This window comes from Streptomyces sp. 3330 (assembly GCF_031456635.1).
Lineage (GTDB): Bacteria > Actinomycetota > Actinomycetes > Streptomycetales > Streptomycetaceae > Streptomyces.
Map to the genome: position 1 here is coordinate 155,124 of NZ_JAVDVA010000011.1, position 16,357 is coordinate 171,480.

Consider the following 16,357-nt stretch of genomic DNA (forward strand, 5'->3'; position numbering starts at 1 on the left):
TTCTGGAAAGTGAGAGATCGTGGCGAACCAGCCCCGTCCCAAGGTCAAGAAGTCGCGTGCCCTCGGCATCGCGCTGACCCCGAAGGCCGTCAAGTACTTCGAGGCGCGCCCCTACCCGCCGGGTGAGCACGGCCGTGGCCGCAAGCAGAACTCGGACTACAAGGTCCGTCTGCTCGAGAAGCAGCGTCTGCGCGCGCAGTACGACGTGTCCGAGCGTCAGCTCGTCCGCGCCTACGAGCGTGCCTCCAAGGTCCAGGGCAAGACCGGTGAGGCCCTGATCATCGAGCTCGAGCGCCGTCTCGACGCGCTGGTCCTGCGTTCGGGCATCGCCCGCACGATCTACCAGGCCCGCCAGATGGTCGTCCACGGCCACATCGAGGTCAACGGCCAGAAGGTCGACAAGCCCTCGTTCCGCGTCAAGCCGGACGACGTCGTCATGGTGCGCGAGCGCAGCCGTGAGAAGACGCTGTTCTCGATCTCCCGCGAGGGCGGCTTCGCCCCCGACGGCGAGACCCCGCGCTACCTCCAGGTGAACCTCCGCGCCCTGGCCTTCCGCCTGGACCGTGAGCCGAACCGCAAGGAGATCCCGGTGATCTGCGACGAGCAGCTCGTCGTCGAGTACTACGCCCGCTGATCCCTTTCCGGATCGGTCCGCGGCGGACGTAGGACTCCTGCGCCGAGGCCCGTCGTCCCCCTGCCCTTCGGGGCAGGTGGGGCGGCGGGCTTTCGCGCGCCTAATCCGGTACGGAACGCCGGCGTCGGCGCGATAGGCTCGCCTCCAGAGATAGGTGTTCGTCAGACAGGGAGCGGGTGCGCAGTGTCCGGTGGAGAGGTGGCCGGCATCCTGGTGGCCGTGTTCTGGGCGATCCTGGTCTCCTTCCTCGCCGTCGCGCTGGCGAGGCTGGCCCAGACGCTCAGGGCGACCACCAGACTCGTCGCCGACGTGACCGAGCAGGCGGTCCCGCTGCTGGCCGACGCCTCCGCGGCGGTGCGTTCCGCGCAGACCCAGATCGACCGGGTCGACGCGATCGCCACCGACGTCCAGGAAGTCACGTCGAACGCCTCGGCGCTGTCCACCACGGTCGCCTCCACCTTCGGCGGCCCCCTGGTGAAGGTCGCCGCCTTCGGCTACGGCGTCCGCCGGGCCCTCGGCGGCCGCAAGGACGACGTGCCCGCCCGGGAGCCCCGGCGGACCGTGATCGTGGGCCGGACGGTCTCCCGGCGGGAGAAGCGCACGCCCCGTGGAAAGAGGGACTGAGACCAGCGATGTTCCGCCGTACCTTCTGGTTCACCACGGGCGTCGCCGCCGGTGTCTGGGCCACCACCAAGGTCAACCGCAAGCTGAGGCAGCTGACCCCCGAGAGCCTGGCCGCGACCGCGGCCAACAAGGCGCTCGAGACGGGAGCGCGCCTCAAGGACCGCGCGGTGGGCTTCGCGCTCGACGTCCGCGACAACATGGCCCAGCGGGAGGCCGAGCTGGGGGAGGCGCTGGGGATCCACGACGACCCCGAACTCCCCGCGCCCCGGCGGTACACCGCCATCGAGAACCACCGCAGCACCCCCACGTACCCCGAGCACATCGAGAACACGACGTACTCGCACAACCGGAATGAGGACCACTGATGGAGTCGGCCGAGATCCGCCGCCGCTGGCTGAGCTTCTACGAGGAGCGCGGGCACACCGTCGTCCCTTCGGCGTCGCTCATCGCGGACGACCCGACTCTGCTCCTGGTCCCCGCCGGCATGGTCCCCTTCAAGCCGTACTTCCTCGGTGAGGTCAAGCCGCCGTGGTCGCGCGCCACCAGCGTGCAGAAGTGCGTGCGCACGCCCGACATCGAAGAGGTCGGCAAGACCACCCGCCACGGCACGTTCTTCCAGATGTGCGGCAACTTCTCCTTCGGCGACTACTTCAAGGAAGGCGCCATCAAGTACGCCTGGGAGCTGCTCACCACGCCCCAGGACAAGGGCGGTTACGGCCTGGACCCGGAGCGGCTCTGGATCACCGTCTACAAGGACGACGACGAGGCCGAGCGGCTGTGGCACGAGGTCGTCGGCGTGCCGAAGGAGCGCATCCAGCGCCTCGGCATGAAGGACAACTACTGGTCCATGGGCGTCCCCGGACCCTGCGGCCCCTGTTCCGAGATCAACTACGACCGCGGCCCCGAGTTCGGCGTCGAGGGCGGCCCCGCCGTCAACGACGAGCGGTACGTGGAGATCTGGAACCTCGTCTTCATGCAGTACGAGCGCGGCGAGGGCATCGGCAAGGACAACTTCGAGATCCTCGGCGAGCTGCCGAGCAAGAACATCGACACGGGCCTCGGCCTGGAGCGCCTCGCCATGATTCTGCAGGGCGTGCAGAACATGTACGAGATCGACACCTCGATGGCCGTCATCAAGAAGGCCACCGAGCTGACCGGCGTCGAGTACGGCCGGGCCCACGAGTCGGACGTCTCGCTGCGCGTGGTGACCGACCACATGCGCACCTCCGTGATGCTCATCGGCGACGGCGTCACCCCCGGCAACGAGGGCCGCGGTTACGTCCTGCGCCGCATCATGCGCCGCGCCATCCGCAACATGCGCCTCCTCGGCGCCACCGGCCCGGTCGTCAAGGACCTCATCGACACCGTCATCGAGATGATGGGCCAGCAGTACCCCGAGCTCATCACCGACCGCGAGCGCATCGAGAAGGTCGCCCTCGCCGAGGAGAACGCCTTCCTCAAGACGCTCAAGGCCGGCACCAACATCCTCGACACCGCCGTCAGCGAGACCAAGCAGTCCGGCGGTTCGGTCCTCGCGGGCGACAAGGCCTTCCTGCTCCACGACACCTGGGGCTTCCCGATCGACCTCACCCTCGAGATGGCCGCCGAGCAGGGGCTGTCCGTGGACGAGGACGGCTTCCGCCGCCTGATGAAGGAGCAGCGGGAGCGCGCCAAGGCCGACGCCCAGGCCAAGAAGACCGGGCACGCCGGCGTCGGCGCCTACCGCGAGATCGCCGACCGGGCCGGCGCCACCGACTTCATCGGCTACACCGACACCGAGGGCGAGTCGACGATCGTCGGCATCCTCGTCGACGGCGCCTCCTCGCCGGCCGCCACCGAGGGCGACGAGGTCGAGATCGTCCTCGACCGCACCCCGTTCTACGCCGAGGGCGGCGGCCAGATCGGTGACACCGGCCGCATCAAGGTGGACACCGGCGCCGTCATCGAGATCCGCGACACCCAGAAGCCGGTCCCCGGCGTGTACGTCCACAAGGGCGTCGTCCAGGTCGGCGAGGTCACGCTCGGCGCCAAGGCCCACGCCTCGATCGACGGGCGCCGCCGCACGGCCATCGCCCGCGCCCACTCGGCCACGCACCTCACGCACCAGGCGCTGCGCGACGCCCTCGGCCCGACGGCCGCCCAGGCCGGTTCCGAGAACCAGCCCGGCCGCTTCCGCTTCGACTTCGGTTCCCCCTCCGCCGTCCCGACGGCCGTGATGACCGACGTCGAGCAGAAGATCAACGAGATCCTCGCCCGCGACCTGGACGTCCGTGCCGACGTCATGGGCATCGACGAGGCCAAGAAGCAGGGCGCCATCGCCGAGTTCGGCGAGAAGTACGGCGAGCGGGTCCGGGTCGTGACCATCGGGGACTTCTCCAAGGAGCTGTGCGGTGGCACGCACGTGCACAACACCTCCCAGCTGGGCCTGGTGAAGCTGCTCGGCGAGTCGTCGATCGGTTCCGGCGTCCGCCGCATCGAGGCCCTCGTCGGCGTCGACGCCTACAACTTCCTGGCCCGGGAGCACACCGTCGTCGCGCAGCTCCAGGAGCTGATCAAGGGCCGTCCGGAGGAGCTCCCGGAGAAGGTCTCCGCCATGCTCGGCAAGCTGAAGGACGCCGAGAAGGAGATCGAGAAGTTCCGCGCGGAGAAGGTCCTCCAGGCGGCCGCCGGTCTCGTGGAGTCCGCCAAGGACGTCCGCGGTGTCGCTCTCGTCACCGGTCAGGTCCCGGACGGCACGACCCCCGACGACCTGCGCAGGCTCGTCCTCGACGTGCGCGGCCGCATCCAGGGCGGCCGGGCCGCCGTGGTGGCCCTGTTCACGGTCAGCAACGGCAAGCCGCTGACGGTCATCGCCACCAACGAGGCCGCCCGCGAGCGCGGCCTCAAGGCCGGCGAGCTGGTCCGCACGGCCGCCAAGACCCTCGGCGGCGGCGGTGGCGGCAAGCCGGACGTCGCCCAGGGCGGTGGCCAGAACCCGGCCGCCGTCGGCGACGCCGTCGACGCCGTCGAGCGGCTCGTGGCGGAAACGGCGAAGTGAGCCTGCCGATGAGGAAGGGCCGCCGACTCGCGATCGACGTCGGGGACGCCCGGATCGGGGTCGCCTCGTGCGACCCCGACGGGATCCTCGCCACTCCGGTGGAGACGGTCCCCGGCCGGGACCTCCCCGCGGCCTACCGCCGGCTCGGACAACTGGTCGAGGAGTACGAGCCGATCGAGGTCGTGGTGGGTCTGCCTCGCTCCCTCAAAGGGGGCGAGGGCCCGGCGGCGGTCAAGGTCCGCGGCTTCGCCCAGGAGCTGGCGAACAAAATCGCGCCCGTATCCGTACGTCTGGTGGACGAGAGGATGACGACGGTGACGGCCAGTCAGGGACTGCGTGCCTCGGGTGTGAAGGCGAAGAAGGGCCGCTCGGTGATCGACCAGGCGGCCGCTGTGATCATCCTTCAGCAGGCCCTGGAATCCGAACGGGTGTCAGGCAAGGCGCCGGGCGAGGGCGTCGAAGTGGTTGTCTGATCGCGATACGGTAACGTTCCGCGCGATGCGGCGGTGTTCGAACAGCGGCCGCACAGAGAGAGACGGAACGGTGACGGGCCTGAGAAGCCGCGTGATCGCCGCCTCGCGGCTCTAGGGGATCGATGACTGAGTATGGCCGGGGCTCTGGCTCCGAACCGTGGCATCCGGAGGACCCGTTGTACGGGGACGGCGGATGGGAAGGGCAGCAGGCCCCCACGGGCCATCAGCCTGCCTACGGCGGCCAGCCACAGCACCACCACTACCCGCAGCAGCCGCAGCAGCAGGAGTACGGCGACTGGGGCCAGGGACAGGCGCAGCAGTACGACCAGCAGCAGTACGGGCAGCAGCAGTACGACCCGCAGTACCAGGGCTACGACCAGCAGCAGTACGGCGCGCAGGACCAGCAGTACGCCCACCAGGACCCGCAGGCCTACCACGAGGGGTATCAGGAGGGCGGCTGGGACGGCACCGGCACCCATGCCCACGTCCCGTACGCCGCCGACCCCGGTGACCCCTACGGTCAGCAGGCCGCGGCCTACGGCGCCGAGCAGCCCGACTTCTACGGCACTCCCGACGCGTACCCGCCGCCGGAACCGCCCGCGCGTCGCAGAGCCGAGCCCGAACCGGAGCCGGCGCCGGAGGCCGACACCGAGGCCGGGCAGCGGCCCGACTGGGACCCGGGTCCCGATCAGGGCGAGCACGCCTTCTTCGCGGGCGGAGGGGCCGAGGACGACGACGAGCCGGAGGGCCGCGGCGACCGGCGGGGCCGGGGCGGCAAGGGCACGAAGAGCAAGAAGAGCCGCAGCGGCTGCGCCTGTCTGGTCGTCGTGCTGGTGTTCGGCGGTGGCGTCGCGGGCGTCGGATATTTCGGCTACGACTACTACCAGAATCGTTACGCCGCGGCTCCGGACTACACGGGCGACGGCACGAAGCAGACCGTGAGCATCGAGGTGCCCAAGGGCTCCGGCGGCGCCGCCATCGGCAGGCTGCTCAAGGAGGCCGGCGTCGTCAAGAGCGTGGACGCGTTCGTCTCCGCGGTCACGAGCAACCCCGAGGCCGGCGGCATCCAGGCGGGCGCGTACATCCTGCGCAAGGAGATGTCCGCGAAGAGCGCCGTGGAGATGATGCTCGACCCGGCGAGCCAGGCCAATGTGATGGTCACCCCGGGCCAGCGGAACGTGTCCGTCTACAAGGCCATCGACACGAAACTCGGACTCGCCTCCGGTGCCACCAGAAAGGTGGCGGAGAACGAGTACAAGACGCTCGGCCTGCCCGCCTGGGCGAACGACAACGAGGACATCAAGGATCCGCTGGAGGGCTTCCTCTTCCCGGGGACCTACGGCGCGGCCAAGGGGATGAAGCCCGAGGCGGTCCTGAAGTCGATGGTCGCCCACGCCAACGAGGTGTACGGCGAGTACGACCTCGAGGCCAAGGCCAGGACGCTCAAGCTGGAAAGCCCGCTGCAGGTCATCACGGTCGCCAGCCTGGTCCAGGCCGAGGGCAAGACGCACGACGACTACCGCAAGATGGCGGAGGTCGTCTACAACCGGCTCAAGCCGACGAACGACCAGACCAACCAGTTGCTCCAGTTCGACTCGACCTTCAACTACCTGAAGGGCGAGAGCAAGATCAACATCAGCGAGTCCGAGATCAACAGCAACAAGGACCCGTACAACACGTACACCAACAAGGGCCTGACGCCGGGACCGATCGGCAATCCCGGTGAGGACGCGCTGAAGGCCACGATGAATCCGACCACCGACGGCTGGATCTATTTCGTGGCGACCGACGGCGAGAGCAATACCGAATTCGCCAAGACCTACGCCGATTTCCAGAAACTCAAGGACAAGTTCGATGCCAGCACGGGCAACTGACGCCCGCCGGGCCGCGGTACTCGGCAGCCCCATCGTCCACTCCCTCTCCCCGGTGCTGCACCGCGCCGCGTACGAGGCCCTGGACCTCACCGGCTGGACGTACGACCGCTTCGACGTCGACGAGGCGGCCCTGCCCGGCTTCGTCGCCGGGCTCGGCGCCGAATGGGCCGGTCTCTCGCTGACCATGCCGCTGAAGCGCGCGGTCATCCCGCTGCTCGACGAGATCAGCGAGACGGCCGCCTCCGTCGAGGCGGTCAACACCCTCGTGTTCACCGGCGACGGCCGTCGGCTCGGCGACAACACGGACATCCCCGGCATGGTCGCCGCCCTGCGCGAGCGTGGTGTCGAACAGGTCGACTCGGCCGCGATCCTCGGCGCCGGCGCCACCGCGTCCTCCGCCCTGGCCGCGCTGACCAGGGTCTGCACCGGCGAGATCGTCGCCTACGTCCGCAGCGCGGCGCGCGCCGCCGAGATGCGGCAGTGGGGCGAGCGGCTCGACGTCGACGTCCGGATCGCCGACTGGGTGGACGCCGCCGACGCGCTGCGCTTCCCGCTGGTCGTCGCGACCACCCCGGCCGGGGCCACGGACGCCCTCGCCGCCGCGGTGCCGGAGCGCCCCGCCACCCTGTTCGACGTGCTCTACGACCCGTGGCCGACCGAGCTGGCCGCCCGCTGGTCCATGTTCGGCGGCGCCGTCGTCAGCGGCCTCGACCTGCTCGTGCACCAGGCGGTCCTCCAGGTGGAGCGGATGACCGGGCGGGCCCCGGCGCCGGTGGAGGCCATGCGCAAGGCGGGCGAGCACGCTCTCGCCGCCCGCGGGACCGCTCACCCCTCCTGACCCGCCCCGGTTCCACCGTCCGCTGGCTGGACCCTCGACCGGTCGAGGAGCCAGGACGTGGGAGGATCGGAGGTGGCGGGCCAGGGCCGCGCACCCGGTCACGCCGACGACGTACGCGACGGACGCGCGTGCGCAGAGCAGTACCAGGGCGCGAGCACTGAGGAGCATCGTTGAGCAGGCTGCGTTGGCTGACCGCGGGGGAGTCCCACGGTCCCGCACTTGTCGCGACGCTGGAGGGCCTTCCCGCCGGCGTGCCGATCACCACGGAAATGGTCGCCGACCATCTCGCGCGGCGACGGCTCGGCTACGGGCGTGGTGCGCGCATGAAGTTCGAGCGCGACGAGGTCACCTTCCTCGGCGGTGTCCGCCACGGCCTGACCATGGGTTCGCCGGTCGCCGTCATGGTGGGCAACACGGAGTGGCCGAAGTGGGAGCAGGTCATGTCGGCCGACCCGGTCGACCCCGAGGTCCTCGCGGGCCTGGCCCGCAACGCCCCGCTCACCCGCCCGCGCCCCGGCCACGCCGACCTCGCCGGGATGCAGAAGTACGGCTTCGACGAGGCCCGGCCGATCCTGGAGCGCGCCTCCGCGCGTGAGACGGCCGCCCGGGTCGCGCTGGGCGCGGTGGCCCGGTCGTACCTGAAGGAGACGGCCGGCATCGAGATCGTCTCGCACGTCGTCGAGCTGGCCGCCGCGAAGGCGCCCTACGGCGTCCTGCCGACCCCGGCGGACGTCGAGAAGCTGGACGCGGACCCGGTCCGCTGCCTGGACGCGGACGCGTCGAAGGCGATGGTCGCGGAGATCGACCAGGCCCACAAGGACGGCGACACCCTCGGCGGCGTCGTCGAGGTGCTGGCGTACGACGTCCCGGTCGGCCTGGGCTCGCACGTGCACTGGGACCGCCGGCTGGACGCCCGCCTCGCCGCGGCCCTGATGGGCATCCAGGCGATCAAGGGCGTCGAGGTCGGCGACGGCTTCGACCTCGCGCGGGTGCCCGGCTCGAAGGCCCACGACGAGATCGTCACCACGCCCGACGGTATCCGGCGCACGAGCGGCCGTTCCGGCGGCACCGAGGGCGGACTCACCACCGGCGAGCTGCTGCGCGTGCGCGCGGCGATGAAGCCGATCGCGACCGTGCCGCGGGCGCTGCGGACGGTGGACGTGGCCACGGGCGAGGCGACCCAGGCGCACCACCAGCGCTCCGACGTGTGCGCGGTCCCGGCCGCCGGGATCGTCGCCGAGGCGATGGTCGCGCTGGTGCTCGCGGACGCGGTGGCGGAGAAGTTCGGCGGCGACAGCGTCACCGAGACCCGCCGCAACGTGCGGTCGTACCTCGACAGCCTGCACATCCGATGAGCGGGCCGCTGGTCGTCCTGGTCGGCCCGATGGGCGTCGGCAAGTCCACCGTCGGGCAGCTGCTCGCCGAGCGGCTCGGCGTCGGCTACCGGGACACCGACGACGACATCGTCGCCGAGGCGGGCCGCAGCATCGCGGAGATCTTCGTCGACGAGGGCGAGGAGACCTTCCGCGCGATCGAGAAGCGGGCCGTCCGGCGCGCGCTCGCCGGGCACGACGGTGTCCTGGCGCTCGGCGGCGGCTCGATCCTGGACGCGGACACCCGCGCGCTGCTGGCCGGACAGCGCGTGGTCTACCTGGCCATGGACGTCGAGGAAGCCGTCAAGCGCACCGGACTGAACGCGGCGCGCCCCCTGCTCGCCGTCAATCCGCGCAAGCAGTGGCGCGAGCTGATGGAGGCCCGCCGCCACCTCTACGAGGGTGTCGCCACCGCGGTCGTGGCCACGGACGGCCGTACGCCCGAAGAGGTCACCCAAGTGGCCTTGGACGCTTTGGAGTTGAAGGAAGCATGAGCAGCGAGTCCGTAACGCGGATCGGGGTCGGCGGCAGCGCGGGCTCGGATCCGTACGAGGTCCTGGTCGGCCGTCAGCTGCTGGGCGAGCTGGGCGGGCTCATCGGCGACCGGGTCAAGCGGGTGGCCGTGATCCACCCCGAGGCGCTCGCCGACACCGGCGACGCGCTCCGCGCCGACCTGGCCGGACAGGGCTACGAGGCCGTCGCCATCCAGGTGCCCAACGCCGAGGAGGCCAAGACCGCCGAGGTCGCCGCCTACTGCTGGAAGGCGCTCGGCCAGTCCGGCTTCACCCGCAGCGACGTCGTCGTGGGCGTCGGCGGTGGCTCCACCACCGACCTGGCCGGGTTCGTCGCCGCGACCTGGCTGCGCGGGGTGCGCTGGATCGCCGTTCCGACGACCGTGCTGGCCATGGTCGACGCGGCCGTCGGCGGCAAGACCGGCATCAACACCGCCGAGGGCAAGAACCTCGTCGGCTCCTTCCATCCGCCGGCCGGTGTGCTGTGCGACCTGGCCGCGCTGGACTCGCTGCCGGTCAACGACTACGTCTCCGGGCTCGCCGAGATCATCAAGGCCGGCTTCATCGCCGACCCGGCGATCCTCGACCTGATCGAGTCCGACCCCGAGGCCGCCCGCACCCCGGCGGGCCCGCACACCGCCGAGCTCATCGAGCGCTCCATCAGGGTCAAGGCGGACGTGGTCTCGTCCGACCTGAAGGAGTCGGGCCTGCGGGAGATCCTCAACTACGGTCACACGCTGGCGCACGCCATCGAGAAGAACGAGCGCTACCAGTGGCGGCACGGCGCGGCCGTGTCCGTCGGCATGCACTTCGCCGCCGAACTGGGCCGTCTCGCGGGCCGGCTGGACGACGCGACGGCCGACCGGCACCGCACGGTCCTGGAGTCGGTGGGGCTGCCGCTGCACTACCGCTACGACCAGTGGCCCAAGCTGCTGGAGAACATGAAGGTCGACAAGAAGTCCCGCGGTGACCTGCTGCGGTTCATCGTCCTGGACGGCCTGGCCAAGCCGAACGTCCTGGAGGGCCCCGACCCGGCCGTGCTGCTGGCCGCTTACGGGGAAGTGGGCGAGTAGGAACGCGGGACGGGCGAGAAGGTCCGCCCGCTTCCCTTCCGCCCGATTCGCTTTCCGCACCGGGCACTTCGGACCGCCCCCGGCCGTTCACCAAACGACGGCCGGGGGCGGTACCGTTCAGTAGCGAAGAGGGGGTCCGCACCCCTCACAACCAGCGCCCATTGCCTGTACGAGACGGAGTGGCACCGGATGCAGCACGCAGTGGGTTCTCCGCTGCCGCCGCCCCACCAGCCGGGCGGCGCCCCCCAGCAGCGGCCGGGGTACCTCGGCGCCCCCTCGGGCCCGGTCCCGCCCGCGCCCCAGCCGCAGGTGCCCCCCGTCCCGCCTCCGCCCGCCCCGCAGCACGCCCCGGTCCCGCAGGGCACCGACACCACCGGGCATGTCCCGCTGCCGCCGGGGGGTCCGGTTCCCATGCCCAGCGCGCCGCCCCCCGCCGTCGTCCCCGACCCGGCGGCCACCACGCTCGCGGTGCTGCTGATCGGCCCGGCGGGCGCCGGGAAGACGAGCGTGGCCAAGTACTGGGCCGACCACCGCCGGGTGCCCACGGCCCACGTCAGCCTCGACGACGTACGGGAGTGGGTCCGCTCGGGCTTCGCCGACCCGCAGTCGGGGTGGAACGACCATTCCGAGGCCCAGTACCGCCTGGCCCGCCGCACCTGCGGCTTCGCCGCGCGCAACTTCCTGGCCAACGGGATCTCGTGCATCCTGGACGACGCGATCTTCCCCGACCGCCCTGCCGTGGGCCTGGGTGGCTGGAAACGGCATGTCGGCCCGGGGCTGCTGCCCGTCGTCCTGCTGCCCGGGCTGGAGGTCGTCCTGGAGCGCAACGCCGAGCGCTCCGGCAACCGCCGCCTCACGGACGAGGAGGTGGCCCGGATCCACGGCCGCATGGCGGGCTGGTACGGCTCCGGCCTGCCCATCATCGACAACTCCCAGCTGGACGTCCCGACGACGGCGAGGGTCCTGGACGACGTGCTGGCGAGAGCCATCGCCAGCCCACCGAAGTGGTAGAGCGCTCCCGAACGCCGCGGTCCGCCCCGGACCGTTCCCCCGAACGCCCTCCCAACCGGCACGATCCGGCCAATCCTCCTACGCTCGTGTCATGTCAGAGGTCTACGCGTCCCGCCGCACCCGGCTGAGAGAACGCTGCAACGCGAGCGGCAGCGCCACCGCGCTGATCTCCCGCCCCGCCAACGTGAGATACCTCGCGGGTGCGGCCCCGCGCGGCGCCGTCCTGCTGCTCGGCGGACGTGAGGATCTTCTCGTCTGCCCCGACCCGCCCGACGACCGTCCGGACGAGGGCAAGCCGGACGAGGCCCTGCGGGTCCACTGCCTGCGCCGGCGCGGAGGCGATCCCGCGGTCGCCGCCGCCGATCTCCTCGTGGGCGAGGGCGGCGACTCCCTCGCGGTCGAGGAGCATCACCTCACGGTGGCCCGCCACCGCGAGCTGCGCTCCGTCGCGCCCGGGCTCCGCCTCGCCGACCTGGGCGGCGCGGTCGAGCAGCAGCGGGTGGTGAAGGACGAGGAGGAGATCTCCTGTCTGCGGATCGGCGCCGAGATCGCCGACCAGGCCCTGGGGGAGCTGCTGGAGTCCATCCTGGTCGGCCGCACGGAACGGCATCTCGCCCTCGAACTGGAGCGGCGCCTCGTGGATCACGGAGCCGACGGTCCCGCGTTCGCCACCTCGGTCGCCACCGGCCCGAACTCCGGGCGGCGCGGTCACCGGCCCACCGACCGGCGCGTCGAGGAAGGCGACTTCCTCTCCGTCTGCCTGGGGGCGAGCTACCGCGGCTACCGCTGCGAGATCGGCCGCACCTTCGTGATCGGCACGTCCCCCGCCGACTGGCAGATCGAGCTGTACGACCTCGTCTTCGCTGCCCAGCGGGCCGGACGAGAGGCCCTGGCGCCCGGCGCTGCCTTCCGGGACGTGGACCGCGCGGCCCGCCAGATCCTGGACTCCGCCGGGCACTCCGAGGGCCTTCCGGCGCTCACCGGGCACGGTGTCGGACTCGAAATCGAAGAGGACCCGCAGTTGTCTCCCGCGGCCATGGGTAAACTGGACGCTTGCGTGCCGGTCACCGTCGAACCGGGGGTCCACCTCCCGGGCCGGGGCGGTGTCCGGATCGATGACACGCTCGTCGTGCGCCCCGAGGCGGACGGCGGACCCGAGCTACTCACCATCACGACCAAGGAGCTGCTCGCCCTCTAGGCAGGTGCGTGCACCGGGGTCGTCCACGTCAGTCCAGGAGATTCCGCAACCGTGGCTTCCACGAACGACCTCAAGAACGGCCTGGTGCTCAAGCTCGAAGGCGGCCAGCTCTGGTCCGTCGTCGAGTTCCAGCACGTCAAGCCCGGCAAGGGCCCTGCCTTCGTGCGCACCAAGCTGAAGAACGTGCTTTCCGGCAAGGTCGTCGACAAGACGTTCAACGCCGGCGTCAAGGTCGAGACGGCCACTGTCGACAAGCGCGACATGCAGTTCTCGTACATGGACGGCGAGTACTTCGTCTTCATGGACATGGAGACCTACGACCAGCTGATGGTCGACCGCAAGGCCGTCGGCGACGCCGCCAACTTCCTGATCGAGGGCTTCACGGCCACCGTGGCGCAGCACGAGGGCGAGGTGCTCTTCGTCGAGCTGCCGGCGGCCGTCGAGCTCGTCGTGCAGGAGACCGAGCCCGGCCTCCAGGGCGACCGCTCCACCGGTGGCACCAAGCCCGCCACCCTGGAGACCGGTCACCAGATCAACGTCCCGCTCTTCATCACCACCGGTGAGAAGATCAAGGTCGACACCCGCACCAGCGACTACCTCGGCCGGGTGAACAGCTAACCGTGGCTGCCCGCAACACGGCCCGCAAGCGCGCCTTCCAGATCCTCTTCGAGGGCGACCAGCGCGGAGTCGACGTCCTGACAGTCCTCGCGGACTGGATCCGGCTCTCCCGGGCCGACACCCGGCAGCCGCCGGTGAGCGAGTACACGATGCAGCTGGTCGAGGGCTACGCCGGATACGCGCGTCGCATCGACGAGTTGATCTCGCAGTACTCGGTCGGCTGGACGCTGGACCGGATGCCGGTCGTCGACCGCAACATCCTGCGTCTCGGCGCCTACGAGCTGATCTGGGCCGACGAGACCCCGGACGCGGTCGTCCTGGACGAGATGGTGCAGCTGGCGAAGGAGTTCTCCACCGACGAGTCGCCGTCGTTCGTCAACGGTCTGCTCGGCCGGCTCAAGGAGCTCAAGCCGTCTCTGCGTCGCGAATAGCGGCCAGTTCCGCTGGGAGAGCCGGGGGACCGGGCTCCTCAGGAGGCCTGCGGGGCCCTCTGTGGCCCGTCGCACGGTTCCCCGCGCCCCCGGGGGGCGCGAACATGCCGGAGGGCCCACAGCGCACGCTGTGGGCCCTCCGGCATGTTCCGGCCAAAACGGGAGTGGCCGGAACCCTCGGGTTCCGGCCACTCCGGCGGCACGTTTCTGCTGAGCTCTGCGGGACCGCGGGGCCTCAGCCCTCCTCGTGGGAGACCGCGCGACGCGCGTCCGCGTCCAGGACGCCCCAGCTGATCAGCTGCTCGGTCAGGACCGAGGGGGACTGGTCGTAGATGACGGCGAGCGTGCGCAGGTCGTCCTGGCGGATCGACAGCACCTTGCCGTTGTAGTCACCGCGCTGCGACTGGATCGTGGCCGCGTACCGCTGAAGGGGGCCCGCCTTCTCGACCGGCACGTGGGCCAGTCGCTCCAGGTCCAGGACCAGCTTCGGCGGGGGCTCCGCGGCGCCGCCCGGAGTGGTGCCCGGCAGCAGTTCCTGCACGGGAACGCCGTAGAAGTCCGCCAGCTCGGCAAGGCGCTGCACGGTCACGGCGCGGTCGCCGCGCTCGTACGAACCGACCACGACCGCCTTCCAGCGTCCCTGGGACTTCTCCTCGACACCGTGGAGGGAAAGGCCCTGCTGGGTGCGGATCGCCCGGAGCTTGGCCCCGAGCTGTTTGGCGTATTCGCTGGACATATAGCTCCCCGGCACTGGGTCGACGCGGCACGAGCCGCGTGCTGGTAACTCACTGTGAGGTTACGCAGCGTGATTCTTCTGAGTCAAGCCGAATGGTCCACACCGACGCTTCCGTGGTATCCCCGGCCGATTACGCCAAGGGGGTGATCGGGTCGGCCTCCCGGCCTGCTACCGTGGATGGCGCAAATCCGACGTCCTTTAAGGTCCGTCCCGTGAGGCGGAGAAGGAGGTCCGTTTCTTATGGACAAGCAGGACATTCAGCAGGACTCCCGGCAAGAGCAGGATTTCCGGCAGTCCGATGCGCGGCCCGTTCTCGAAGGCCCCGACATCGCGCGGGTGCTGACCCGCATCGCGCACGAGATCGTCGAACGCGCCAAGGGCGCCGACGACGTGGTGCTCCTCGGCATCCCGACCCGGGGCGTCTTCCTCGCCCAGCGGCTCGCCGCCAAGCTCGAGCAGATCACCGACCGCACGATCCCGGTCGGCTCCCTCGACATCACCATGTACCGCGACGACCTGCGCATGCACCCGCCGCGCGCGCTGGCCCGCACCGAGATCCCCGGTGACGGGCTGGACGGCAAGCTGGTCGTCCTCGTCGACGACGTGCTCTTCTCCGGCCGCACCATCCGCGCCGCCCTCGACGCCCTGAACGACCTCGGGCGTCCGCGCGCGGTCCAGCTCGCGGTCCTCGTCGACCGCGGCCACCGGGAACTGCCCATCCGCGCCGACTACGTCGGCAAGAACCTCCCCACGTCGTTGCGGGAGACGGTCAAGGTCCAGCTCGCCGAGGAGGACGGTCGCGACACCGTGCTGCTCGGTGTGAAGCCGGCCGCCCAGCAGTAGCACGCGCGCGCGTGCGGCCCCCGGTGCCGTGCGTCCCACAGCCGTGCCCTGCACGCCCGTGATCTCCCCCGTCTGAACTGCCTTACGGAGCCTGACAGATGCAGCGTCATCTCATCTCGGCCGCCGACCTCACCCGCGACGACGCCGTCCTGATCCTCGACACCGCCGAGGAGATGGCCCGGGTCGCCGACCGGCCCATCAAGAAACTGCCGACCCTGCGCGGCCGCACGATCGTCAACCTCTTCTTCGAGGACTCCACGCGCACGCGCATCTCCTTCGAGGCCGCCGAGAAGCGCCTCTCCGCGGACGTCATCAACTTCTCCGCCAAGGGGTCGTCGGTGTCGAAGGGCGAGTCCCTGAAGGACACCGCGCAGACGCTGGAGGCCATGGGCGTCGACGCCGTCGTCATCCGGCACGGCGCCTCCGGGGCGCCCTACCGCCTGGCCACCTCCGGCTGGATCGACGCGGTCGTCGTCAACGCGGGCGACGGCACCCACCAGCACCCCACCCAGGCCCTCCTGGACGCCTTCACCATGCGCCGCCGACTGGTCGGGCGGGACGCCGGGATCGGCCAGGACCTCTCGGGCAAGCGCATCACGATCGTCGGCGACGTGCTGCACAGCCGGGTCGCCCGCTCCAACGTCGACCTGCTGCACACGCTCGGCGCCGAGGTCACCCTGGTCGCCCCGCCCACCCTGGTGCCGGTCGGCATCGAGACCTGGCCGTGCGAGGTGTCGTACGACCTCGACAGCACGCTGCCCAAGTCCGACGCGGTGATGATGCTGCGCGTGCAGCGCGAGCGGATGAACGCCGCGTTCTTCCCGACCGAGCGCGAGTACTCGCGGCGCTACGGCCTCGACGGCGACCGCATGGCGCGGATGCCCGAGCACGCCATCGTCATGCACCCCGGCCCGATGGTCCGCGGCATGGAGATCACCGCCGAGGTCGCCGACTCCGAGCGCTGCACCGTCGTCGAACAGGTCGCCAACGGCGTGTCCATCCGGATGGCCGTCCTCTACCTGCTCCTGGGCGGCAACGAGCCCGCCGTCAGCCACGCCCGCACCACCGAGGAGAAGTAAGAA

17 protein-coding genes are annotated in these 16,357 nt (G+C 70.8%); 16 read left to right on the forward strand and 1 reads right to left on the reverse strand.

Going from position 1 to position 16,357, the window contains the following annotated elements:
* The first annotated feature begins 19 nt into the window (after positions 1–19).
* From rpsD to nusB, 14 genes are all read left to right on the forward strand, one after another.
* Positions 20–634: a 30S ribosomal protein S4 gene (gene rpsD, locus J2X68_RS20180; protein ID WP_020128844.1), complete on the forward strand. Its 615-nt coding sequence runs from the start codon at positions 20–22 to the stop codon at positions 632–634.
* Positions 635–817: 183 nt separating this feature from the next.
* The gene (locus tag J2X68_RS20185; protein WP_310433929.1) at positions 818–1,258 is read left to right on the forward strand and encodes a DUF948 domain-containing protein; all 441 of its coding nucleotides are present in this window, start codon (positions 818–820) and stop codon (positions 1,256–1,258) included.
* Between the two features lie 8 nt (positions 1,259–1,266).
* Positions 1,267–1,623 (forward strand): hypothetical protein, encoded by a 357-nt coding sequence (locus J2X68_RS20190; RefSeq protein WP_310433930.1) that lies wholly within the window; start codon positions 1,267–1,269, stop codon positions 1,621–1,623.
* Positions 1,623–4,295, forward strand: coding sequence for an alanine--tRNA ligase (gene alaS / locus J2X68_RS20195; RefSeq protein ID WP_310433931.1), 2,673 nt, complete (start codon positions 1,623–1,625; stop codon positions 4,293–4,295). Before J2X68_RS20190 ends, alaS begins: the two co-directional genes overlap by 1 nt.
* An 8-nt stretch (positions 4,296–4,303) precedes the next feature.
* Positions 4,304–4,768, forward strand: coding sequence for a Holliday junction resolvase RuvX (gene ruvX, locus J2X68_RS20200; RefSeq protein ID WP_310434026.1), 465 nt, complete (start codon positions 4,304–4,306; stop codon positions 4,766–4,768).
* A gap of 122 nt (positions 4,769–4,890) precedes the next feature.
* On the forward strand, positions 4,891–6,642 hold the full coding sequence (gene mltG / locus J2X68_RS20205; RefSeq protein ID WP_310433932.1) for an endolytic transglycosylase MltG: 1,752 nt from the start codon (positions 4,891–4,893) through the stop codon (positions 6,640–6,642).
* The gene (locus J2X68_RS20210) at positions 6,623–7,480 is read left to right on the forward strand and encodes a shikimate dehydrogenase (protein ID WP_310433933.1); all 858 of its coding nucleotides are present in this window, start codon (positions 6,623–6,625) and stop codon (positions 7,478–7,480) included. Before mltG ends, J2X68_RS20210 begins: the two co-directional genes overlap by 20 nt.
* 170 nt (positions 7,481–7,650) lie before the next feature.
* Entirely contained in the window at positions 7,651–8,835 is a 1,185-nt protein-coding gene (gene aroC, locus J2X68_RS20215; protein WP_310433934.1) for a chorismate synthase, read from the forward strand.
* A complete protein-coding gene (locus J2X68_RS20220) occupies positions 8,832–9,347 on the forward strand; it encodes a shikimate kinase (RefSeq protein ID WP_310433935.1) in 516 nt (171 codons plus the stop codon). The genes aroC and J2X68_RS20220 overlap by 4 nt, the downstream gene beginning before the upstream one ends.
* A complete protein-coding gene (gene aroB, locus J2X68_RS20225) occupies positions 9,344–10,438 on the forward strand; it encodes a 3-dehydroquinate synthase (RefSeq protein WP_310433936.1) in 1,095 nt (364 codons plus the stop codon). The genes J2X68_RS20220 and aroB overlap by 4 nt, the downstream gene beginning before the upstream one ends.
* A 189-nt stretch (positions 10,439–10,627) precedes the next feature.
* Entirely contained in the window at positions 10,628–11,449 is an 822-nt protein-coding gene (locus tag J2X68_RS20230; RefSeq protein ID WP_310433937.1) for a Pro-rich N-terminal domain-containing protein, read from the forward strand.
* A 91-nt stretch (positions 11,450–11,540) separates the two neighbouring features.
* Positions 11,541–12,647 (forward strand): aminopeptidase P family protein, encoded by a 1,107-nt coding sequence (locus J2X68_RS20235; protein WP_310433938.1) that lies wholly within the window; start codon positions 11,541–11,543, stop codon positions 12,645–12,647.
* A 51-nt stretch (positions 12,648–12,698) separates the two neighbouring features.
* The gene (gene efp / locus J2X68_RS20240) at positions 12,699–13,265 is read left to right on the forward strand and encodes an elongation factor P (RefSeq protein ID WP_020128856.1); all 567 of its coding nucleotides are present in this window, start codon (positions 12,699–12,701) and stop codon (positions 13,263–13,265) included.
* 2 nt (positions 13,266–13,267) lie between these two features.
* Positions 13,268–13,696: a transcription antitermination factor NusB gene (gene nusB, locus J2X68_RS20245; RefSeq protein ID WP_310433939.1), complete on the forward strand. Its 429-nt coding sequence runs from the start codon at positions 13,268–13,270 to the stop codon at positions 13,694–13,696.
* 235 nt (positions 13,697–13,931) lie between these two features.
* Here the strand turns inward: nusB and bldD are convergent, their stop codons facing one another.
* On the reverse strand, positions 13,932–14,432 hold the full coding sequence (bldD, locus tag J2X68_RS20250; RefSeq protein ID WP_020128858.1) for a transcriptional regulator BldD: 501 nt from the start codon (positions 14,430–14,432) through the stop codon (positions 13,932–13,934).
* A 240-nt stretch (positions 14,433–14,672) separates the two neighbouring features.
* On the opposite strand from bldD, the gene pyrR reads away from it, so the two are divergent.
* Positions 14,673–15,275 (forward strand): bifunctional pyr operon transcriptional regulator/uracil phosphoribosyltransferase PyrR, encoded by a 603-nt coding sequence (gene pyrR / locus J2X68_RS20255; protein ID WP_310433940.1) that lies wholly within the window; start codon positions 14,673–14,675, stop codon positions 15,273–15,275.
* A gap of 98 nt (positions 15,276–15,373) precedes the next feature.
* Complete coding sequence (locus tag J2X68_RS20260) at positions 15,374–16,354, forward strand: aspartate carbamoyltransferase catalytic subunit (protein ID WP_171396107.1); 981 nt, start codon at positions 15,374–15,376, stop codon at positions 16,352–16,354.
* Positions 16,355–16,357 lie beyond the last annotated feature (3 nt).